Genomic DNA, 18,559 nt, shown 5'->3' on the forward strand with positions numbered 1-18,559 from the left:
CGTATCGATCGCCCGCCCGGGCCTGCTCCACCGTCAGGGGCAGGTCCCGTGACGGCGTGTTGTGCTTAGGTTAGCCTAACCTAAATATCACGGCAAGGGGTGGGCCCCGACCTCCTGCCGGCTACAGCTCGGACGTCGGTTCCTCGCTCGGCGCCCGACCCGCGTACGCCTCCGCGAGGAGCTGCTCCTCGCTCGCGCCCAGCCGCCAGTAGCCGGTGAAGCGGACCGCGCGGCGGTCCACGGAGCGCTCCCTCACCAGGTGTCGGCGCACCTCGCGGACCGTGCCGGCCTCACCCGCCACCCAGGCGTACGGGGCCTCGGCGGCGGGCAGGGGCGCGGCGCGCAGCGCGTCCAGCACCCGCCGGGTCCGCTGCCGGGCCGCGCCGTCCTCGCGGACGATCCAGGTGATGTCCGCGTCGGCGAGCGTCGTGAGGTCGAGGCGGTCACCCGCGTGCGGCACCTCGAACCAGGCCCTGACCCGGGTGCCGGCGTCGAGCCGGTCCAGGATCGCGGCGGCGGCGGGCAGCGCCGTCTCGTCCGCGTACATCAAGATCGCGTCGGCCCCGGCCGGCGGCTGGAAGCGGACGGACTTGTTCTGGGCCACGGCCGGGCCGATCGCCATGATCCGGCGGCCGGTGACGGCCCGTCCGGCCCAGTCCGAGGCGGGGGTGCCCGCGCCGGGAGCGGCCGCGGCGCCCGGGCCGTGCAGGACGAAGTCGATGTCGACCTCGACCGCGCCCGCGGCCGTGCGCCGCTGCTCGCGCACCGTGTACGACCGCATCACGGGGCGCTCCTCGTCCGGCATCCCGCGCCAGGCCTCGAACCAGGTCTCCTCGTCGGTCGAGGGCAGTTCGGTGTGCTCCCGGTGGGGCGGCGGCAGGAACAGCGACAGGCTCTGGTCGAAGCCGCCCGAGCGGAACTCCGCGAGGGCGTCGCCGCCGAAGGTGACCCGCAGGAAGGAGTGGCCGAGCCGCCGCGTGCGCAGGACCTCGAGGACGAAGAACCGGAAGTGCGCGGTGGCCGGGGTGTCGGATGCGGCGGCGGTCATGCGGGGTCCCCCAGGGGTTCGGGTACGGGGCGGCCCCGGAAACCGGCGGGTCGGGCCGGTTCCGGGGCGGTGGCCGGAGCCGGGTGGGTCAGCCGACCTTCTTCGCGTTCTGGATGGCCTTCGCGAGGTCCTCCAGGATCTGGGCGCAGCGGTCGTACGAGTAGATCGGCTCGGTCACGCGCGGGGTGATCTGGCCGGCCTTGACGGCGGGGAGCTCGGCCCAGGTCGGCTTGGCCTTCAGCTGCTCCGGCTGGAGGGTGCCGGTGCGGTTGTCGAGGAAGACCAGGTCGGCCTTGTACTTGCCGGCGTTCTCCCAGCTGAGGCTCTCGAAGAAGCCGCCCTCGACCTTGTCGGGGGTGACGAACTCGACGCCGAGCTGCTCGAAGTACTTGAGGTCGGCGGAGGTCTTCGGGGTGGAGACGTAGAACAGGTCGGCGGAGCCGGAGCCGACGAGCACCTTGATGCCCGGGTTGGCCTTGGTGGCCTCGCGGACCTTGGCGGAGGCGGCCTCGAAGCGGGCCTTGGCGTCGACGGTGCTCTTGGTGTTCATGTCGGCGCCCAGCGACTTGGCGAGGTCCGCGGTGCGCTCCAGGGCCTTGTCCAGGGTGGCGTTGCCGCCCACGGAGATGGCGGCGGCCGGGGCCAGCTTGAGGATCTTGTCCTTGGAGGCCTCGGGCACGTACCAGTACGAGCCGTCCCAGGTGTTGGTGACGAGCAGGTCGGGCTGGAGTGCGGCGTACTTCTCGACGTTGAACTCGTCGTAGACGTTGCCGAGGATCTCGACCTTGGATATGTCGAGCGAACCGGCCTGGACGTCGGGCTTGCCGTCGGCGGTCTTCGTGGGGCCGAAGACGCCCTTGACCTTGACGCCGTAGTCGTTCAGCGCGGCGGCCGTGCCGGTGAACGCGACGATGTTCTTCGGCGTGGACTTGACCGTGACGTCCTTGTCCAGGTCGTCCTTGAAGCTCCACGGGCCGGCGGGGGCGGCGGCGGAGGCCTTGTCCTTGCCCGTTCCGTCCTTCGTCGCGTCGGTGCTCCCGCACGCGGACAGGACCGCGACGAGGCCGAGGGCGCCGCCGGCGGCGATGAGGCCGCGGCGGGAGAGGGAGGAGGTCCGGGGCTTGGGCATGTCTGAGTCCGCTTTCGTGCGTGCGTGCGAGGCGGCCGCAGGGCCGTTCGCCAGGAAGGCTAGCCTAACCTTCCCCGGGAGTGCCAAGACGGACGTACCGGACGGGGCCGGGCGGGCGGACGTGCCACCCGGCCCCCGTCGCGCCGTGCCTAGCCGCCGAAGCCCAACTCGCGGGCGATGAGCATGCGCTGGACCTCGCTGGTGCCCTCGCCGATTTCCAGGATCTTGGAGTCGCGCCACATGCGGGCCACCGGGTACTCGTTCATGAACCCGTACCCGCCGTGGATCTGGGTGGCGTCACGGGCGTTGTCGACGGCGACCGTCGAGGAGTACAGCTTCGCGATGGCCGCCTCCTTCTTGAAGGGCTCGCCCGCCACCAGCCGCGAGGCCGCGTCGCGCCAGCCGATCCGTGCCATGTGGGCGCGCGACTCCATGTCCGCCAGCTTGAACTGGATGGCCTGGTTGTCGCCGATGGCCTTGCCGAAGGCGTGCCGCTCCTTCGCGTACTTCACCGACTCGTCCACACAGCCCTGCGCGAGACCGGTCGCCAGCGCCGAGATGGCGATGCGGCCCTCGTCGAGGATCCGCAGGAACTGCGCGTAGCCGCGGCCCTCTTCGCCGACGAGGTTGGCCAGCGGCACCCGTACGTCGCTGAACGCCAGCTCACGGGTGTCGGAGGAGTTCCAGCCGACCTTGGAGTACGGCGCCGCCACCGTGAAGCCCGGGGTGCCGGACGGGACGATGATCGAGGAGATCTCGGGGCGACCGTCGGCCTTGCGGCCCGTCACGGCGGTGACGGTGACCAGACCGGTGATGTCCGTACCGGAGTTGGTGATGAAGCACTTCGAGCCGTTGATGACCCACTCGTCGCCGTCGCGGACGGCGGTCGTGCGGGTGCCGCCCGCGTCGCTGCCGGCGCCCGGCTCGGTCAGGCCGAAGGCGCCGAGGACCTCACCGGAGCACATCTTCGGCAGCCATTCCCGCTTCTGCTCCTCCGTACCGAACAGGTACAGCGGCATGGCGCCCAGGGAGACGCCCGCCTCCAGGGTGATGGCGACCGAGGAGTCGACGCGGGCCAGTTCCTCCAGGGCGATGCCGAGGGCGAGGTAGTCGCCGCCCATGCCGCCGTACTCCTCGGGGAAGGGCAGGCCGAACAGGCCCATGCGGCCCATCTCGGCGACGATCTCGTACGGGAACTCGTGCCGCTCGTACAGGTCGCCGATCTTCGGGGCGACGACGTCGTGGGCGAACTCCTCCACCGTGCGGCGGAGTTCCTCGTGCTCGGGGGTGAGCCGGTGGTCGAGGGACATGGTGTGACTACTCCTTGTGGGAGAGGGCGCGGACGGTACGGGAGGGGCTGGGGCGTCCCAGCTGTTCGGCCATCCACACGCTCGTGGCGGTGAGGGCGGCCAGGTCGACGCCGGTCTCGATGCCGAGGCCGTCGAGCATCCACACCAGGTCCTCGGTGGCGAGGTTGCCGGTGGCGCTCTTGGCGTACGGGCAACCGCCGAGGCCGCCCGCGGAGGCGTCGACCGTCGTCACGCCGTGCTGGAGCGCGGCGAGGGTGTTCGACAGGGCCTGGCCGTAGGTGTCGTGGAAGTGCACGCCGATCCGGTCGGTGGCCACGCCCCGCCCGTTCAGCGCGGTGAGCAGGACCTGGACGTGCCCGGGCGTGGCGACGCCGATGGTGTCGCCGAGGCTCAACTCGTCGCATCCGAGGTCGAGGAGGGCCTTGGCGACCCCCACGACCTGCTCGACCGGTACGGCGCCCTCCCACGGGTCGCCGAAGCACATCGACAGGTAGCCCCGGACGTGCGCCCCCTCCTGCTTGGCGCGGGCCACGACGGGCTCGAACATGGCCAGGGACTCGGCGACCGTGCGGTTCAGGTTCCGCTCGGCGAAGGTCTCCGTCGCCGAGCCGAACACCGCGATGCGGTCCGCGCCGAGGGCGAGCGCCCGGTCGAGGCCGCGCTCGTTGGGGACCAGGACCGGCAGCGCCGCCCCGACGTCGGCGAGCAGCGGGAAGAGCTGCTCGGCGTCCGCGAGCTGCGGCACCCACTTCGGGTGGACGAAGCTGGTGGCCTCGATGGTGGTGAGGCCGGCGGCCGCGAGGCGGTGCACGAACTCCGCCTTCACCTCCGTGGGGACGGCCGTCTTCTCGTTCTGGAGCCCGTCGCGCGCACCGACCTCGTGGATCCGCACCCGCGCGGGGAGCCCGGCCGGGGCCGCAACGGTCATCGGCAGCCCGTTCATTCGCCGGCCTCCTCGTCGGCGGTGACCACGGCCAGGACCTGGTCCATGGCCACCGTGCTGCCGGGCGAGACGTCGAGCTCGGTGACGGTGCCGGCGTGCGGGGCGGAGATGACGTGCTCCATCTTCATGGCCTCCACCACGAGCAGGCTCTGACCCGCGACGACCTTGTCCCCGACGGCGACCTTGACGACGGTCACGGTGCCGGGCATCGGAGCGGCCAGGGTGTCGGCCCCCGCGCTTGCCCGGCCCTGGGCGGCGACGGGGTCGTGCCGCTGGAGGTGCCAGGAGTCGCCCGAGCGGCCCAGCCAGGTGCCCTCGGGGGAGGGCGCGCAGCTGAACGTGTGGGTGACTTCGTCCAGTTCGACGGTCACCCGGTCCGCGGTGCGGGCCACGATCCGACCGTGGGCCGGGGCGGCGGCGCCGTCGGAGGCGGGCGTCAGCAGCTCCGTGCCGGCGCCGGACGGGCGGGTGCGGACCTCCACCGGTTCCTGGCCCGGGAGCCGGAAGTGGTGGACGGTCCAGGCCGGGGTGCCGCCGAGGCGCCAACCGTCGGCCACGTCGAACGGGTCGACCCAGCCCGGCGTCCGCGCCGGTCGGGCGGCCGCGAGCAGGGCCGCCGCCGCGTACACCTCCGGGGGCACGCCGTCGGGCAGGAGCTCGGCGAGGTCCCGCTCGACCAGGCCGGTGTCCAGGTTCCCCGAGACCACGTCCGGGTGGGCCAGGAGCCTGCGCAGGAACCCGGTGTTCGTCTGGACGCCCAGGATCACCGTGTCCGCGAGCGCCCCGCGCAGCACCCGCAGGGCGGCGGCCCGGTCCGGGCCGTACGCGATCACCTTGGACAGCATCGGGTCGTAGGTGGAGCCCGTGTCGACGCCCGCCGTCAGGCCCGAGTCCGTCCGCACGGCGCCGCCCGACGGCTCGGAGAGCGCCAGGACCGTACCGCCGGAGGGCAGGAACCCGCGGGCCGGGTCCTCGGCGCAGACGCGGGCCTCGATCGCGTGGCCGGTCAGCGTGACGTCGGCCTGCCCGAAGCCCAGCTCGGCGCCGGAGGCGACGCGCAGCTGCTGCTCGACCAGGTCCAGGCCGGTGATCAGCTCCGTCACCGGGTGCTCGACCTGGAGGCGGGTGTTCATCTCCATGAAGAAGTACGAGGACGGGTCCTCGCCGGGGACGATGAACTCCACCGTGCCCGCGCCGACGTACCCGCACGAGCGGGCCGCCTCCACGGCCGCAGCGCCCATCGCCGCCCGCGTCGCCTCGTCGAGGAGCACCGACGGGGCCTCCTCGATCACCTTCTGGTGGCGGCGCTGGAGGGAGCACTCGCGCTCGCCCAGGTGCACCACGTTCCCGTGGGCGTCGGCGAGGACCTGGATCTCGATGTGCCGGGGCCGGTCGATCCACCGCTCCACGAGCAGGGTGTCGTCACCGAACGAGGACTTCGCCTCGCGCCGGGCCGCCGCGATCTCCTCGGCCAGCACGGCCTCGTCGCGGACCAGCCGCATGCCCTTGCCGCCGCCGCCCGCCGAGGGCTTGAGCAGGACGGGCATGGCGATCTTCCGCGCCGCGGCGACGAGTTCGGCGTCGGTCAGCCCGCTGCCGGAGGAGCCGGGGACCACCGGGACGCCGGCAGCCTGCACCGTCTCCTTGGCGCGGATCTTGTCGCCCATCAGGGAGATGGCGGAGGCGGGCGGCCCGATGAAGGCCAGCCCCGCCTCCTCGCAGGCCCGGGCGAAGGCCGCGTTCTCGGCGAGGAAGCCGTAGCCGGGGTGGACGGCCTCGGCGCCGGTGCGGCGCGCCGCGTCGAGCAGCCGCTCCACGGACAGGTAGCTCTCGGAGGCCGCCGCCGGGCCGATCCGGACGGCCGTGTCGGCCTCCCGCACGTGCCGGGCGTCGGCGTCCGCGTCGCTGAAGACGGCCACGGAGCGGACGCCGAGCTCCCGCAGGGTGCGGATGACCCGGACCGCGATCTCGCCCCGGTTCGCGACCAGAACAGTGCTGAACATCAGTGAGGTCCTCACGTCACATACGGAAGATGCCGAAGCCCGACTCGCCCAGGGGGGCGTTCGCGCACGCGGTCAGGGCCAGTCCCAGCACCTGCCGGGTCTCCATCGGGTCGATGACCCCGTCGTCCCACAGCCGGGCCGTGGCGTAGTACGCGCTGCCCTGCTCCTCGTACTGCGCGCGGACGGGGGCCTTGAAGGCCTCCTCGTCCTCGGCGGGCCACTCCTGGCCGGCGCCCTCGATCTGGTCCCGCTTGACGGTGGCCAACACCGAGGCGGCCTGCTCGCCGCCCATCACCGAGATCTTCGCGTTGGGCCACATCCACAGGAAGCGGGGCGAGTAGGCCCGCCCGCACATCGAGTAGTTGCCCGCGCCGTACGAGCCGCCGACGACCACGGTCAGCTTCGGGACCCGGGTGCAGGCGACCGCCGTGACCATCTTGGCGCCGTGCTTGGCGATGCCGCCGGCCTCGTAGTCCCGGCCGACCATGAAGCCCGAGATGTTCTGGAGGAACAGCAGCGGGATGCCGCGCTGGTCGCACAGCTCGATGAAGTGGGCGCCCTTCTGGGCGGACTCGGAGAACAGGATGCCGTTGTTGGCGACGATCCCGACCGGGTGCCCGTGGATCCGCGCGAAGCCGGTGACCAGGGTCTGGCCGTACTCGGCCTTGAACTCCTGGAAGCGGGAGCCGTCCACGATCCGCCCGATGATCTCCCGCGCGTCGTACGGGGTGCGGGAGTCGACGGGGACCGCGCCGTACAGCCCGTACGGGTCCACCTTGGGCTCCTCGGGAGCCTCCACCGACCAGGGCAGGGCCCCGCGCTCCGGCAGGGTCGCCACGATGTTCCGTACGATCCGCAGCGCGTGCGCGTCGTCCTCCGCGAGGTGGTCGGTGACGCCGGAGACCCGGGAGTGGACCTCGCCGCCGCCCAGCTCCTCGGCCGTGACGACCTCACCCGTCGCGGCCTTCACCAGCGGCGGGCCGCCGAGGAAGATCGTGCCCTGGCCGCGCACGATGACCGCCTCGTCGCTCATCGCCGGGACGTACGCGCCGCCCGCCGTGCAGGAGCCGAGGACGGCCGCGATCTGCGGGATCCCGGCCCCCGACATGCGGGCCTGGTTGTAGAAGATCCGGCCGAAGTGCTCCCGGTCGGGGAAGACCTCGTCCTGCATGGGCAGGAAGGCGCCGCCCGAGTCGACCAGGTAGAGGCAGGGGAGACGGTTCTCCAGGGCCACTTCCTGGGCGCGCAGGTGCTTCTTGACGGTCATCGGGTAGTACGTGCCGCCCTTGACGGTGGCGTCGTTCGCGACGATGACGCACTCGCGGCCGCTGACCCGTCCGATGCCGGCGATCACCCCGGCGGCCGGGGCCGCGCCGCCGTACATGCCCTCCGCGGCCAGCGGGGCCAGCTCCAGGAAGGGGGACCCCGGGTCGAGGAGGGTGTCCACGCGGTCGCGGGGCAGGAGCTTGCCGCGCGCGGTGTGGCGGGCGCGGGCCCGCTCGCCGCCGCCGAGCCGGGCCGCGTCGAGCCGGGCGCGCAGACCCTCGGTCAGCTCGCGGTGGGCGGCCTCATTGGTCCGCCAGGCCTCGGACGCCGGGTCCGCGGCGCTCGTCAGCACTGGTGCCTGCTGCATCGGTCGAGCTCCCTTGCTCGGTGCATGCTGTTAGTGAGCGTTAACACTCTCGCCTCAGGTTAACGAGCGCTAACGGCCCTGTCTAGAATGGATTTCCATGAGCACCAGAGCGGCCGCCCCGACCCGTCGCGAGCAAATCCTCAGTGAGGCCGCTCGTCTCTTCGCGGAGCGCGGCTTCCACGGCGTGGGCGTGGACGAGATAGGGGCCGCGGTCGGCATCAGCGGCCCCGGCCTGTACCGCCACTTCGCGGGCAAGGACGCCATGCTGGCCGAACTGCTCGTCGGCATCAGCGAGCGGCTGCTGACCGGCGGCCGCCGGCGGGTCGAGGAGGCCGCCGGGGACCCGGTGGAGCTCCTCGCCTCCCTCGTCGAGGGCCACATCGACTTCGCGCTCGACGACCGGGCGCTGATCACCCTCCACGACCGGGAGCTCGACCGCCTGCGGGACGCCGACCGCAAGCTCGTGCGCCAGCTCCAGCGCCAGTACGTGGAGCTGTGGGTCGCGGTCGTACGGGAACTGCACCCCCGGGTGGGCGAAGCGGAGGTGCGCGTCTCCGTGCACGCGGTCTTCGGTCTCCTCAACTCCACCCCCCACCTCGCGGCGCTCGGCCGCGACGCCACGGAGTCCCTGCTGAGGCGCATGGCGAACGGGGCCTTCGGGGCGCTGTCGGACTGATCCCGGGTGTCCGACGTCCGGGACGGAACAGACGGCTCCGGCCGGACGGCGGCAGAATGGGCGCCATGCCGATAGAGACGCCCGTACCCAGCCGCGCCGAACTCGTCGAACACCTGGTCCGTACGCGGATCGCGGGGGAGGTCGCCACCCCGCGCGAGAACAACCTGAGCCACTACCGCAAGCTCGCCAACGGGGACCGCCACTACTGGCTGGGCCTGGAGCTCGGGGACCGCTGGAGCGACGAGCAGGACGTGCTCGCGGTCATGGCGGAGCGCTGCGGGGTCGTGGACGACCCGTCGCACCGCTTCGGCCAGGACACCATCGACCCCGAGCTGACCGTCTCCGGTCTCGAACGGCTCGCCGCGCGCCTGCACAAGGCGGCCCTGGACCGCCAGCGCGTCCTGTTCGCCACCGGCCACCCCGGCGGCCTCCTCGACGTCCACCGCGCCACCGCCGACGCCCTGCGGGCGGCCGGCTGCGAGATCGTCGTCATCCCCCGGGGCCTCACCGCCGACGAGGGCTCCGTGTGGCAGTTCGCGGGCGTCGCCGTACAGGAGCGCGGGGCCACCCTGTGGCACACCCACTCCCCGGCCCCCATGGCCGCGATCCTCGACGGGCTCGCCGCCGAGGGCCGGGACCTGCCCGACCTCGTCGTCGCCGACCACGGCTGGGCGGGCTGCGCGGCCCAGCGCGGCCTCGACGCCGTCGGGTACGCCGACTGCAACGACCCGGCGCTCTTCCTCGGCGAGGCCGAGGGCACCCTCCAGGTGGCGGTCCCGCTGGACGACCACGTGCGCGACCCGCGCTTCTACGACCCCATGACGGCCTACCTGCTGGCGACGGCGGGCCTGCTCGACGCCTGAGCGGACGGGCCGGGGGCCCGGGGGCCCGCGGGGTGGGGCTTGGGCGGGGGCGGCTCAGCGCTTGACGCACAGCGCCGTCTCGCCGAGGGAGTGCGTGCGCCAACGGGCCGGGTCGGCGAGGTGACGGCAGACCTCGGCCGACGGACCGAGGATGAGGTTCCCCGCGATCAGCGTGCCGCCGGGACGCAGCAGCCGGTGGAGGTCCGAGACGACCCGCGCGGTGGGGGTGAAGCCGTCGAAGAAGGCGAGGTCGTAGCCGCCGGCGTCGAGTCCGGGCAACACGTCCTCGGCGGCGCCGCCCAGCACGGTCACCCGGTCGCCGAAGCCGCGACGGACGATCTGCTCCCGCGCGAGCCGGACGTGCCCGGCGTCGCACTCGACCGTCTCGACGCGTGCGAGCGGCGCCGCCTCGGCCATCGCCATCGCCGTGTACCCGAGCGCCGTGCCCACCTCGACGATCCGCAGGGCGCCCACCGCCGCCGCGACGGTGGCGGGCAGCGAACCCTCCCCGTACGCGAACGCCCCGCACCGGTGCGCGCGGCGGTGCCGACGCGTCGCCTCCTGCACGTCGGCGAACGCGTCCGGTACGTCGACCGGATGCCGGACGGCGGCCACCACGGCCACCGCGGCGGTCCGCATCCGATTCCACCGGGCGGCCCTCGTGGCCGTCCCGACGCCCGCGCCGCTGCTTGTTCCGCCGCTCGTCACCGTGTGCTCCCAGGGGTCCGGGGCGGGCCCGCGCCGCGCCTCCCGACGGGTACCGTGGCACTTGAAGCGGGCTTCAAGTCAAGGACGGCGGGGGGTGCGCGGGTGGACCGGGCAGGACCGCAACGGGCGGGGCCGGCGGACGCCGCAGGGCTCCTCGACATCGCCGAGGTGGCCGCTGCCACCGGCGTGGCGCCCTCGGCGCTGCGCTACTACGAGCGGATCGGCCTGCTGGAACCCGCGGGCCGGCGCGGCCTGCGCCGCACCTACCGGCCCGACGCGGTCGACCGGGTGGCGTTGATCCTCGCCGCCCGGGCCGGCGGGTTCTCGCTCGCCGAGGTCGCGGAACTGCTGGCGGGTGACCCCGGGGCGGTGCGCCCCCACCTGACCGGCCGGATCGAGGTCCTCGACCGGCGGATCGAGGAGCTGCGGCAGGCCCGCGCACGCATCAGCCACGCCCTGACCTGCGCAGACCCGTCCCTGCTGGACTGCCCGACCTTCCGGGCGGGCCTGCGGGACCTGCTGCCCCGACGTCCGGATCCGCTGCCGGGACGCCCAGGGCCTCAGGAGGGCGTCGGGTCCAGGTAGACGCGGCGGATCGCCGGGAAGCGCTCGCGCAGTTGCGCCTCCGCCACCTCGCAGGCCGTCTCCACCTGCCGGGCCGACGCCAGGTCGTGGAAGTCGACCTTCGCGGCGATCAGCACCTCGTCGGGGCCCTGCACCAGGGTCGTCAGCTCCAACACCGCCTCGATGTGCAGCACCGACAGCAGCTCCTCGCGGACCTCGTCGCGCATCGCCGCGGGCAGTGGCCGCCCGATCAGGTACTGCGCGTTCGAACGCCCCAGCTCCCACGCCACCCACACCAGCAGCAGCCCGATCAGCAGCGACGCCACCCCGTCGTACACCCCCGAACCCATCAGCTGCGCCCCCAGCAGCCCGCCCGCCGCCAGCGCCAGCCCGATCAGCGCGGCCGCGTTCTCCAGCAGCACGGCCTTCACCGCCGTGTCCGGGGTGTGCTTCACGTACAGGCCCAGCGGCGCCCGCATCCGGTCCGCCTCGCCGCGCACCTGGCGCCACGCCACCAGCAGCGACCAGCCCTCCAGGACGGCGGCGACCGCGAGGACGACGTACGACAGGGTCGGGTTGCCGGGGTCCTCGCCGTGCACCAGGGTGTGGATGCCGTCGTACACCGCGAAGACCGCGCCGCCGGCGAACGTGGCGATCGATGCGAGCAGTGCCCAGATGTACCGCTCGGGCCCGTAGCCCAGCGGGTGCGCCTCGTCGGCCGGTCTGGCGCTGCGCTTGAGGGCGGTCAGCAGCAGTACCTCGGTCACCGTGTCGGCGACCGAGTGCGCCGCCTCGGACAGCATGGCGCTGGACCCGCCGAGGACTCCGGCGACCGCCTTCGCCGCGGCGATCCCGAGGTTGGTGACGGTGGCCACGGCCACCGTGGCGACGCTTTCGGGTTGTTCGGGCATGACGTGACGGTATGTCCGGCCCCGGGGTCGGGAGGTCAGCGACACCCGACGCCGCGCCCGGGCGGGCTCAGGCGCGCGGTACGCGCACGACGCCTTCCTGGATGACGGTGACGGCGAGGCGGCCGTCCCGGGTCCAGATCCGGGCCTGGCCGAGGCCGCGGCCGGCCGCCGACGAGGGTGACTCCTGGTCGTACAGGAGCCATTCGTCGGCGCGGAAGGGCCGGTGGAACCACATGGCGTGGTCCAGCGAGGCGCCCACCACGTCGCCCACCGCCCAACCGCCCCGGCCGTGCGCGAGCAGCACCGAGTCCAGCAGGGTCATGTCGGAGACGTACGTGGCCAGGCAGGTGTGCAGCAGCGGGTCGTCCGCGAGCTTGCCCCCGGTGCGGAACCACACCTGCGAGCGCGGCTCGACCGGCTTGCCGACGCTGCCCCACGGCGGGGTCGTCGCGTACCGCAGGTCCACCGCGGCCCGGGCCGCGACCAGCCGCTCCACGGTCCCCGGGTCCCGGAAGACGTCCCGGTACAGGGGAAGGGACTCGGCGGCGGTCGGCAGGGACTCCGGGTCCGGCGCCGCCGGCATCGCCGCCTGGTGGTCCAACCCCTCCTCGTACGTCTGGAACGACGCGGAGAGGTGGAAGATCGGCTGCCCGTGCTGCACGGCGACGACGCGGCGCGTGGTGAAGGAGCGTCCGTCGCGGATCCGGTCGACGGAGTACACGATGGGCGCGCCCGGGTCACCGGCCCGCAGGAAGTACGAGTGGAGCGAGTGCGCGGTCCGGTCCGCGGGCACGGTCCGGCCGGCCGCGACCAGGGCCTGCGCCGCGACCTGCCCGCCGAACACCCGCGGCACGAGGGACTGCCGGCTCGTGCCGCGGAAGATGTTCTCCTCGATCTGCTCCAGGTCGAGCAGATCGAGGAGATCGGTGAGCGCCTCGTTCTCGTCGAGCTCGGTCAAGGGGACTTACAGACCCATCGACTTGGCGATGATCGACTTCATGACCTCGCTGGTGCCGCCGTAGATGCGGTTGACGCGGTTGTCCGCGTACAGGCGGGCGATCGGGTACTCGTTCATGTAGCCGTAGCCGCCGTGCAGCTGGAGGCACTTGTCGATGACGCGGTGGGCGACCTCGGTGCAGAACAGCTTCGCGGAGGCGGCCTCGGCGGCGGTCAGCTCGCCGGCGTCCAGGGCCTCCAGGGCGCGGTCGGCGACCGCCTCGGCGGCGTCGACCTCGGCCTGGCAGGAGGCCAGCTCGAACTTGGTGTTCTGGAAGTGCGCGACCGGCTTGCCGAAGACGGTGCGGTCCGTCACGTACTGCTGGGCGAACCGGACGGCGGCCTTGGCCTGCGCGTAGGCGCCGAAGGCGATGCCCCAGCGCTCGGACGGCAGGTTCGCGCCGAGGTAGTAGAAGCCCTTGTTCTCCTCGCCCATCAGGTCCTCGACCGGCACCTTCACGTCGACGAACGCCAGCTCGGCGGTGTCGGAGGTGCGCAGGCCGAGCTTGTCGAGCTTGCGGCCGATCGAGTAGCCCTCGGACTTGGTGTCCACCGCGAAGAGGGAGATGCCGAAGCGGCGGTCGTCCTCGCGCGGGGCGGAGGTGCGGGCGCAGACGATCACGCGGTCGGCGTGCACGCCGCCGGTGATGAACGTCTTGGAGCCGTTGAGGACGTAGTGGGTGCCGTCCTCGGAGAGCTTGGCGGTGGTCTTCATGCCCGCGACGTCGGAACCGGTGCCCGGCTCGGTCATCGCCAGGGCCCACATCTCCTCACCGGAGACGAACTTCGGGAGGTAGCGCTTCTTCTGCTCGTCGTTGCCGAGCATCTTGATGTAGGGCAGGGCGAGCAGCACGTGCACGCCGGAGCCGCCGAAGTTCACGCCCGCGCGCGAGGTCTCCTCGTAGAGGACGGCCTCGAACTTGTGGGTGTCCAGGCCCGCGCCGCCGAACTCCTCGGGCACGTTGATGCCGAAGACGCCCAGCTCGCCGAGCTTGTAGTAGAAGTCGCGGGGAGCCTGGCCCGCCTGGAACCACTCGTCGTAGACGGGGACGACCTCGGCCTCGATGAAGGCGCGGATGGTCTCGCGGAACGCCTCGTGGTCCTCGTTGAAAACGGTACGGCGCACTGGGCCGGCTCCCTTCGGTCGCGGCGGTCCGCCGCTCATGCCTAAGCGCTTGCTCAGATTAAGTTACCGGCGGGTTGTCCGCCCTGTCCAGAGCCGGTGGCGCCCGGTCCGGGTCGGGGGCGGTGCCGTCCGTCACCTCGGGGTCCCCTTCCTCAGTACGAGAACGCCATCGGACGGTCCGGGTCCTCCTCGTCGTCCCCGCCGACCCGGCGGGGCGAGGTGAGGTCGGCCGGCGTGATCTCGGGCGGGCCGGCCATCACGGCCTGCGCCAGGAGTTTGACCTCGATCACCGCGAGGACGGCGAACAGGAGGGTGAAGGCGGACATCGAGGTGATGACCTCGGCGTGGGAGACGTTCGGCGAGACCGCGTCCCGGGTGCGCAGCACCCCGTACACGACCCAGGGCTGACGGCCCGTCTCGGTGAAGATCCAGCCCCAGGAATTGGCGATCAGCGGGAAGGCGAGCGTCCAGACCGCCGCGCGCCAGTACCAGGTGGTCAGCAGGGAGCCCAGGGTCCTGCTCCGGGTCACGGCCAGGTGCGGCACCTCGTCCTCGCCGGTCCGCAGCCCCGGGTCGAGGAAGAACTTCTTGCGGGTCAGCCACAGGCCCACGATGCCGATGGCGAGCGAGGCCATGCCGAAGCCCATCATGAAGCGGAAGCCCCAGAACGCGACCGGGATGTCGGGCTTGTAGTCCCCGGGCCCGTACTTGGCCTGCTCGGCCGTCTCCGTGTCGTTGATGCCCGCCACGTACGCGGTGAAGTTGCCCTCCGCGAGGAAGGACAGCAGCCCGGGGATCGACCACTCCACGCTGTTGTGCCCCTCGGAGACGTCCCCGATGGCGAACACGGAGAACGGCGCGGACGTCTGGCCGTCCCACAGGGCCTCGGCGGCGGCCATCTTCATCGGTTGCTGCTGGACCATCACCTTGCCGAGGCTGTCCCCGCTGAAGGCGACCAGCACCCCGGCCAGCAGCATCGTCACCATGCCCAGCCGCATCGAGGTGCGCATCACCGGCACGTGCCGGCCGCGCCGCAGGTGCAGGGCCGCGATGCCGAGCACGAAGGCGCCGCCGGTCAGGAAGGCGGCGGAGAGCGTGTGGTAGACGACGACGAGCGTGGTGTTCTGGGTGAGCACCAGCCAGAAGTCGGTGAGTTCGGCCCGGCCGCGTTCCTGGTTCATGCGGTAGCCGACGGGGTGCTGCATGAAGGAGTTGGCGGCGAGGATGAACCAGGCGGACAGGATGGTGCCGATCGACACCGCCCAGATGCAGGCCAGGTGGATCCTCTTGGGCAGCCTGTCCCAGCCGAAGATCCACAGGCCGATGAAGGTGGACTCGAAGAAGAACGCGATCAGCGCCTCGAAGGCGAGCGGCGCCCCGAAGACGTCGCCGACGAAGCGCGAGTAGTCGGACCAGTTCATGCCGAACTGGAACTCCTGGACGATGCCGGTGACGACACCCATCGCGATGTTGATCAGGAAGAGCCTGCCCCAGAACTTCGTCGCGGCGAGGTACTTCTCGTTCCCCGTCCGCACCCACGCCGTCTGGAGGACGGCGACCAGGGTGGAGAGGGAGATCGTCAGCGGGACGAACAGGAAGTGGTAGACGGTCGTGATGCCGAACTGCCATCGGGCCAGCGTGTCGAAGGCCAGAGCCAGGTCCATTCGGGTCCTTCCTCACCACTGCGCGGACCCTCACTCTCGCCCCCGCCCGTGCCCCCGGCCCGGCAACGACGGCCGGACGGCCCCGGGGTTACGCCGGACGGCCGACGCGGAAACGCCCCGGGGGAGTCAGGCCGCGGGCGTCGCGAGGTGGTCGGTCAGGGCCTCGTGGGTGAGTTCCAGGCCGGCCCGCAGGACGGTGTCGGCGCGGCCGGGACGGGCGGCCCGGTGCTCGGCGGCGAGGTCCCGGGCGACGCGCAGGGCGGGCGCGCAGTCCTCCCCGCCCAGTGCCGCGTCCAGGGCCCGGGCCGTCGCCTCCACCACCGGGGCCAGGGCGAGCACCGCCGCGTCGGGCGGGGCCGCGGCGGCGCCGGGGTCGGCGGCCGGACTCCGCGGCGCCGTCTCCCGTACCTCCAGCTCCCGCGCCAGCAGCAGCAGCGCCGGGGCCGTGCGCGCGGCCAGCCGCAGGCGGGGACGCAGGGTGTCCGGCGCCGGGGGCCGCCGCGGCGGCAGCAGGGCCGTACGTCCCGTCCTGCGTTCCAGGGTGACCAGCAGCTCGTGCGGCCGGTGCCACAGGGCGAACGGATCGGGCCGCGTCGGGGCCCGCCGCCCGGCGGCGGCCCCCGCGGCGATCTGCTCCAGCCGGGCCCGGAGCCCGGTGCGGTACGCCTCCAGGCCGCCCGCCGCCGCCCGGTACGGGTTCGGGGGCCACAGCAACGGACCGAGGAGCGTCACGACGGCGATGCCGACCGCGCTCTCCACCAGGCGGGCCAGCGGGTAGCCCGGCGTCGGCGTCGCGTAGATCATCACGGCGGTGATCAGCACCTGCTGGTTGGGGGTGCCGTCGTGGCGCAGCAGGTACATCACGGCGCAGCCGCACACCAGGACGACCAGGAACGACGCCGGGACCGCCGGCAGCCAGTGCAGGACGGTCACGCCCAGCACCACGCCCGCGACCACGCCCAGCAGGCGCTGGAGGGCGAGCCGGGGCGCCGCGAACACGTCGTCGCGCAGGATCAGGACGGCCGGCAGGGCGGCGGCCACCGGCGCCGTGCTCGTACCGAACCACCACAGGCACAGGTACCAGGGCAGGGCCGCGCACACCACCAGCCGGGCGGCCGGCGCCACCCACCCGGCGAGGCCGGTCGGATCGACGAAACGCTTTCCCGCCGCTACGGACATCCCGGACATGCGGCACATCGTAGGCGGGCCGCCACCCGGGCGAACCCGCGCCGCACCCCCGGCCGGGCGCCCGTCGCCGCGGTCAGCCGGCCGGCGGGGGCGGGGGCTCCTCGGCGGCCGGGAGGGGCGGCTCCCAGCGCAGCGCGAACCACAGTTCCATCCGGGTGTCCGGGTCGTCCAGGTCCCGGTCCAGCAGCTCCGCGCAGCGGGCCACGCGCTGGCGCACCGTGTTGCGGTGCACGCCCAGGGCGGCGGCCGTACGGTCCCACCCGCCGTGGTGCGCCAGCCAGCCGCGCAGCGTGTCCCGCAGGGCGGGGGAGAGCGGCGCGAGCAGGGCGGCGGCGTGCGCACGGGCCTCCGCCTCGCCGACCAGCCCCGCGAACCCGGGGTCCGCGTGCCGGGCGAGCGGGGCCCGGGCCGCCTCGGCGCGCTCCAAGGCCCGCCGGGCCTGCGCGTCGGCGGCCCGCAACTCCCCGGGCGCCGCCGCGGCGCTCACCCCCAGCCGCCAGCCGGGCTGCGGTGCGGGCTCCCGGTCGGTGAGCAGGCGCACGCCGTCGGGGCGCGGGTCCAGCAACGCGGTGCCCAGCGCCGCGGCGAGGGCCTGCGGCCCGGTACCGCCCCGGGCGTGGACGGCGTACCAGGGGCCGGGGGGCAGGGCCGCGGCCGGATCCCCGTCCAGCAGCAGCCGGGTCAGGGCGGCCGCCTCGTCCCCGGCCGGGCGGCCCGCCGTGAGCAGGGTCAGCAGCACGGCGCCGACGGAGGCGATCGTGTGGTCCCCGGAGGCCCGGGCCGCGGTGGCCAGGACCAGCGCCCGGCCGCCGCCCACCGCGTACGCCGCGAGGTGCGTCCCGCCCAGGGTGTCGGTGGCGGTCGCCGCGGCCCCCGGAGCCACCCGCGCCGCCAGCCCCTCCAGCGCCGCCCGCACGTCGTCCCCGACCGGCACCCCGGCGGAGACGGGCTGGTGCGCGCCGCCGCCGGCCGTCAGCCGCGCGGCCGGCCCGTCGAGCGCCGCCCGTACCCCGTCCCCGACCGGCACCCCGGCGGAGGCGACGGCGGTCCGCTGCCCGGGCGCCCCCGCGCCGCCCGCCGGGGGCGCCGGCGACGGGCCGGGAGTCCGCCCGGTCGCCCCGTCACCCGTGCCCGCCCCCGCGCCGCCCGCCGGGGGCAGGAGGGCCGTCCAGCCGCCCAGGCTCGCCGCCAGCCGGGACAGCACCGCCGGCACCGGATCCGGCCGGGCCGCCGCCGCGGCCAGGGACTGCTGCGCCTCCGTCACCCGGCGCAGCTCGGCCGTACGGGCCTGTTCCATCAGCCGCCACACGGCCCGGCCGACCGCCGTGAACGGGGTGCCGGGCGGCACCTCCACCAGCGGCAACCCGTACCGCGCGCAGGCCTCCACCAGCTCCGGCGGCACCGTCCCGTGCACGGGCGTCACGCCGAACCCGACGGCCCCCACCCCGGCCCGTACGAGCCGGGCCGCGTACGTGCCGGCGTCCACGAGCCCCGCCCCCTCGGGCCCGCCCGCCAGCTCCGCCCCCGCCGTCAGGAGGAGCTCGCCGCCCAGCAGGTACGGGGACGGATCCGCCATCTCGGAGGCGTGGACCCCGTGGACCTCCGCCTCCGCCGGCCCGGTCAGCAGCCGCAGGCCCAGCTCCGCGTCCGTGAGGAGGCGGGCGAGGAGGACCGGCGGGGTGGGGGGAGCCTCCATGGTCACTCCGTACATCGACAAGGCCAACAGTGGATGAAACGTACACTGCGCGGGCTCGAACCGCCGCCGTACGCTCGAAGTACCGCACCGTAGGACCACCA

Annotated in this window: 16 protein-coding genes; 3 read left to right on the forward strand and 13 right to left on the reverse strand. The window is 73.6% G+C overall.

The window, feature by feature from the left end; genetic code table 11:
* Nucleotides 1-121: 121 nt before the first annotated feature.
* From ACFY0I_RS26020 to ACFY0I_RS26045, 6 genes are all read right to left on the reverse strand, one after another.
* On the reverse strand, nucleotides 122-1,048 hold the full coding sequence (locus ACFY0I_RS26020; protein WP_388900316.1) for a siderophore-interacting protein: 927 nt from the start codon (nucleotides 1,046-1,048) through the stop codon (nucleotides 122-124).
* 88 nt (nucleotides 1,049-1,136) lie between these two features.
* Nucleotides 1,137-2,177 (reverse strand): ABC transporter substrate-binding protein, encoded by a 1,041-nt coding sequence (locus ACFY0I_RS26025; protein WP_388900318.1) that lies wholly within the window; start codon nucleotides 2,175-2,177, stop codon nucleotides 1,137-1,139.
* Between the two features lie 149 nt (nucleotides 2,178-2,326).
* The gene (locus tag ACFY0I_RS26030; RefSeq protein ID WP_388900321.1) at nucleotides 2,327-3,487 is read right to left on the reverse strand and encodes an acyl-CoA dehydrogenase family protein; all 1,161 of its coding nucleotides are present in this window, start codon (nucleotides 3,485-3,487) and stop codon (nucleotides 2,327-2,329) included.
* A 7-nt stretch (nucleotides 3,488-3,494) separates the two neighbouring features.
* Nucleotides 3,495-4,430, reverse strand: coding sequence for a hydroxymethylglutaryl-CoA lyase (locus ACFY0I_RS26035; protein ID WP_388900324.1), 936 nt, complete (start codon nucleotides 4,428-4,430; stop codon nucleotides 3,495-3,497).
* On the reverse strand, nucleotides 4,427-6,433 hold the full coding sequence (locus ACFY0I_RS26040) for a biotin carboxylase N-terminal domain-containing protein (RefSeq protein ID WP_388900327.1): 2,007 nt from the start codon (nucleotides 6,431-6,433) through the stop codon (nucleotides 4,427-4,429). The genes ACFY0I_RS26035 and ACFY0I_RS26040 overlap by 4 nt, the downstream gene beginning before the upstream one ends.
* 16 nt (nucleotides 6,434-6,449) lie before the next feature.
* Nucleotides 6,450-8,066: a carboxyl transferase domain-containing protein gene (locus ACFY0I_RS26045; RefSeq protein ID WP_385574607.1), complete on the reverse strand. Its 1,617-nt coding sequence runs from the start codon at nucleotides 8,064-8,066 to the stop codon at nucleotides 6,450-6,452.
* Nucleotides 8,067-8,163: 97 nt separating this feature from the next.
* Between ACFY0I_RS26045 and ACFY0I_RS26050 the strand changes: the two genes are divergently transcribed.
* Both ACFY0I_RS26050 and ACFY0I_RS26055 read left to right on the forward strand, forming a co-directional pair.
* Nucleotides 8,164-8,742 carry a TetR/AcrR family transcriptional regulator gene (locus ACFY0I_RS26050; protein WP_362879159.1) on the forward strand — a complete coding sequence of 193 codons (579 nt, stop codon included), beginning with the start codon at nucleotides 8,164-8,166 and terminating at the stop codon, nucleotides 8,740-8,742.
* Nucleotides 8,743-8,798: 56 nt separating this feature from the next.
* On the forward strand, nucleotides 8,799-9,605 hold the full coding sequence (locus ACFY0I_RS26055) for a phosphatase (protein ID WP_388900330.1): 807 nt from the start codon (nucleotides 8,799-8,801) through the stop codon (nucleotides 9,603-9,605).
* Between the two features lie 54 nt (nucleotides 9,606-9,659).
* Here ACFY0I_RS26055 and ACFY0I_RS26060 read toward each other — a convergent pair whose 3' ends face one another.
* On the reverse strand, nucleotides 9,660-10,244 hold the full coding sequence (locus ACFY0I_RS26060) for an O-methyltransferase (RefSeq protein ID WP_388900333.1): 585 nt from the start codon (nucleotides 10,242-10,244) through the stop codon (nucleotides 9,660-9,662).
* A gap of 171 nt (nucleotides 10,245-10,415) precedes the next feature.
* On the opposite strand from ACFY0I_RS26060, the gene ACFY0I_RS26065 reads away from it, so the two are divergent.
* Nucleotides 10,416-10,898: a MerR family transcriptional regulator gene (locus ACFY0I_RS26065; RefSeq protein WP_388900336.1), complete on the forward strand. Its 483-nt coding sequence runs from the start codon at nucleotides 10,416-10,418 to the stop codon at nucleotides 10,896-10,898.
* Here the strand turns inward: ACFY0I_RS26065 and ACFY0I_RS26070 are convergent.
* The 6 genes from ACFY0I_RS26070 to ACFY0I_RS26095 form a co-directional block, all read right to left on the reverse strand.
* Nucleotides 10,874-11,788: a cation diffusion facilitator family transporter gene (locus tag ACFY0I_RS26070; protein ID WP_388900339.1), complete on the reverse strand. Its 915-nt coding sequence runs from the start codon at nucleotides 11,786-11,788 to the stop codon at nucleotides 10,874-10,876. The genes ACFY0I_RS26065 and ACFY0I_RS26070 overlap by 25 nt on opposite strands.
* A gap of 67 nt (nucleotides 11,789-11,855) precedes the next feature.
* On the reverse strand, nucleotides 11,856-12,746 hold the full coding sequence (locus ACFY0I_RS26075; RefSeq protein ID WP_281206504.1) for an acyl-CoA thioesterase II: 891 nt from the start codon (nucleotides 12,744-12,746) through the stop codon (nucleotides 11,856-11,858).
* Nucleotides 12,747-12,752: 6 nt separating this feature from the next.
* Nucleotides 12,753-13,910, reverse strand: coding sequence for an acyl-CoA dehydrogenase family protein (locus ACFY0I_RS26080; protein ID WP_281206505.1), 1,158 nt, complete (start codon nucleotides 13,908-13,910; stop codon nucleotides 12,753-12,755).
* Between the two features lie 152 nt (nucleotides 13,911-14,062).
* Nucleotides 14,063-15,574 carry a cytochrome ubiquinol oxidase subunit I gene (locus ACFY0I_RS26085; protein WP_388900342.1) on the reverse strand — a complete coding sequence of 504 codons (1,512 nt, stop codon included), beginning with the start codon at nucleotides 15,572-15,574 and terminating at the stop codon, nucleotides 14,063-14,065.
* 126 nt (nucleotides 15,575-15,700) lie between these two features.
* Complete coding sequence (locus ACFY0I_RS26090; protein ID WP_388900345.1) at nucleotides 15,701-16,762, reverse strand: FUSC family protein; 1,062 nt, start codon at nucleotides 16,760-16,762, stop codon at nucleotides 15,701-15,703.
* A 73-nt stretch (nucleotides 16,763-16,835) separates the two neighbouring features.
* Nucleotides 16,836-18,458, reverse strand: a complete 1,623-nt coding sequence (locus ACFY0I_RS26095; RefSeq protein WP_388900348.1) for a PucR family transcriptional regulator — start codon at nucleotides 18,456-18,458, stop codon at nucleotides 16,836-16,838.
* Nucleotides 18,459-18,559: the final 101 nt, after the last annotated feature.

It is taken from the genome of Streptomyces sp. NPDC001568, assembly GCF_042893755.1.
Lineage (GTDB): Bacteria > Actinomycetota > Actinomycetes > Streptomycetales > Streptomycetaceae > Streptomyces.

What these genes read in the sequence shown, in the direction of transcription:
- ACFY0I_RS26035 (WP_388900324.1), bottom strand. Translation starts at nt 4,430, where the DNA reads ATGAACGGGCTGCCGATGACCGTTGCGGCCCCGGCCGGGCTCCCCGCG.
- ACFY0I_RS26055 (WP_388900330.1), top strand. Translation starts at nt 8,799, where the DNA reads ATGGGCGCCATGCCGATAGAGACGCCCGTACCCAGCCGCGCCGAACTC.
- ACFY0I_RS26030 (WP_388900321.1), bottom strand. Translation starts at nt 3,487, where the DNA reads ATGTCCCTCGACCACCGGCTCACCCCCGAGCACGAGGAACTCCGCCGC.
- ACFY0I_RS26070 (WP_388900339.1), bottom strand. Translation starts at nt 11,788, where the DNA reads ATGCCCGAACAACCCGAAAGCGTCGCCACGGTGGCCGTGGCCACCGTC.
- ACFY0I_RS26020 (WP_388900316.1), bottom strand. Translation starts at nt 1,048, where the DNA reads ATGACCGCCGCCGCATCCGACACCCCGGCCACCGCGCACTTCCGGTTC.
- ACFY0I_RS26060 (WP_388900333.1), bottom strand. Translation starts at nt 10,244, where the DNA reads ATGCGGACCGCCGCGGTGGCCGTGGTGGCCGCCGTCCGGCATCCGGTC.
- ACFY0I_RS26025 (WP_388900318.1), bottom strand. Translation starts at nt 2,177, where the DNA reads ATGCCCAAGCCCCGGACCTCCTCCCTCTCCCGCCGCGGCCTCATCGCC.
- ACFY0I_RS26090 (WP_388900345.1), bottom strand. Translation starts at nt 16,762, where the DNA reads ATGTCCGGGATGTCCGTAGCGGCGGGAAAGCGTTTCGTCGATCCGACC.
- ACFY0I_RS26045 (WP_385574607.1), bottom strand. Translation starts at nt 8,066, where the DNA reads ATGCAGCAGGCACCAGTGCTGACGAGCGCCGCGGACCCGGCGTCCGAG.
- ACFY0I_RS26095 (WP_388900348.1), bottom strand. Translation starts at nt 18,458, where the DNA reads ATGGAGGCTCCCCCCACCCCGCCGGTCCTCCTCGCCCGCCTCCTCACG.
- ACFY0I_RS26040 (WP_388900327.1), bottom strand. Translation starts at nt 6,433, where the DNA reads ATGTTCAGCACTGTTCTGGTCGCGAACCGGGGCGAGATCGCGGTCCGG.
- ACFY0I_RS26050 (WP_362879159.1), top strand. Translation starts at nt 8,164, where the DNA reads ATGAGCACCAGAGCGGCCGCCCCGACCCGTCGCGAGCAAATCCTCAGT.
- ACFY0I_RS26085 (WP_388900342.1), bottom strand. Translation starts at nt 15,574, where the DNA reads ATGGACCTGGCTCTGGCCTTCGACACGCTGGCCCGATGGCAGTTCGGC.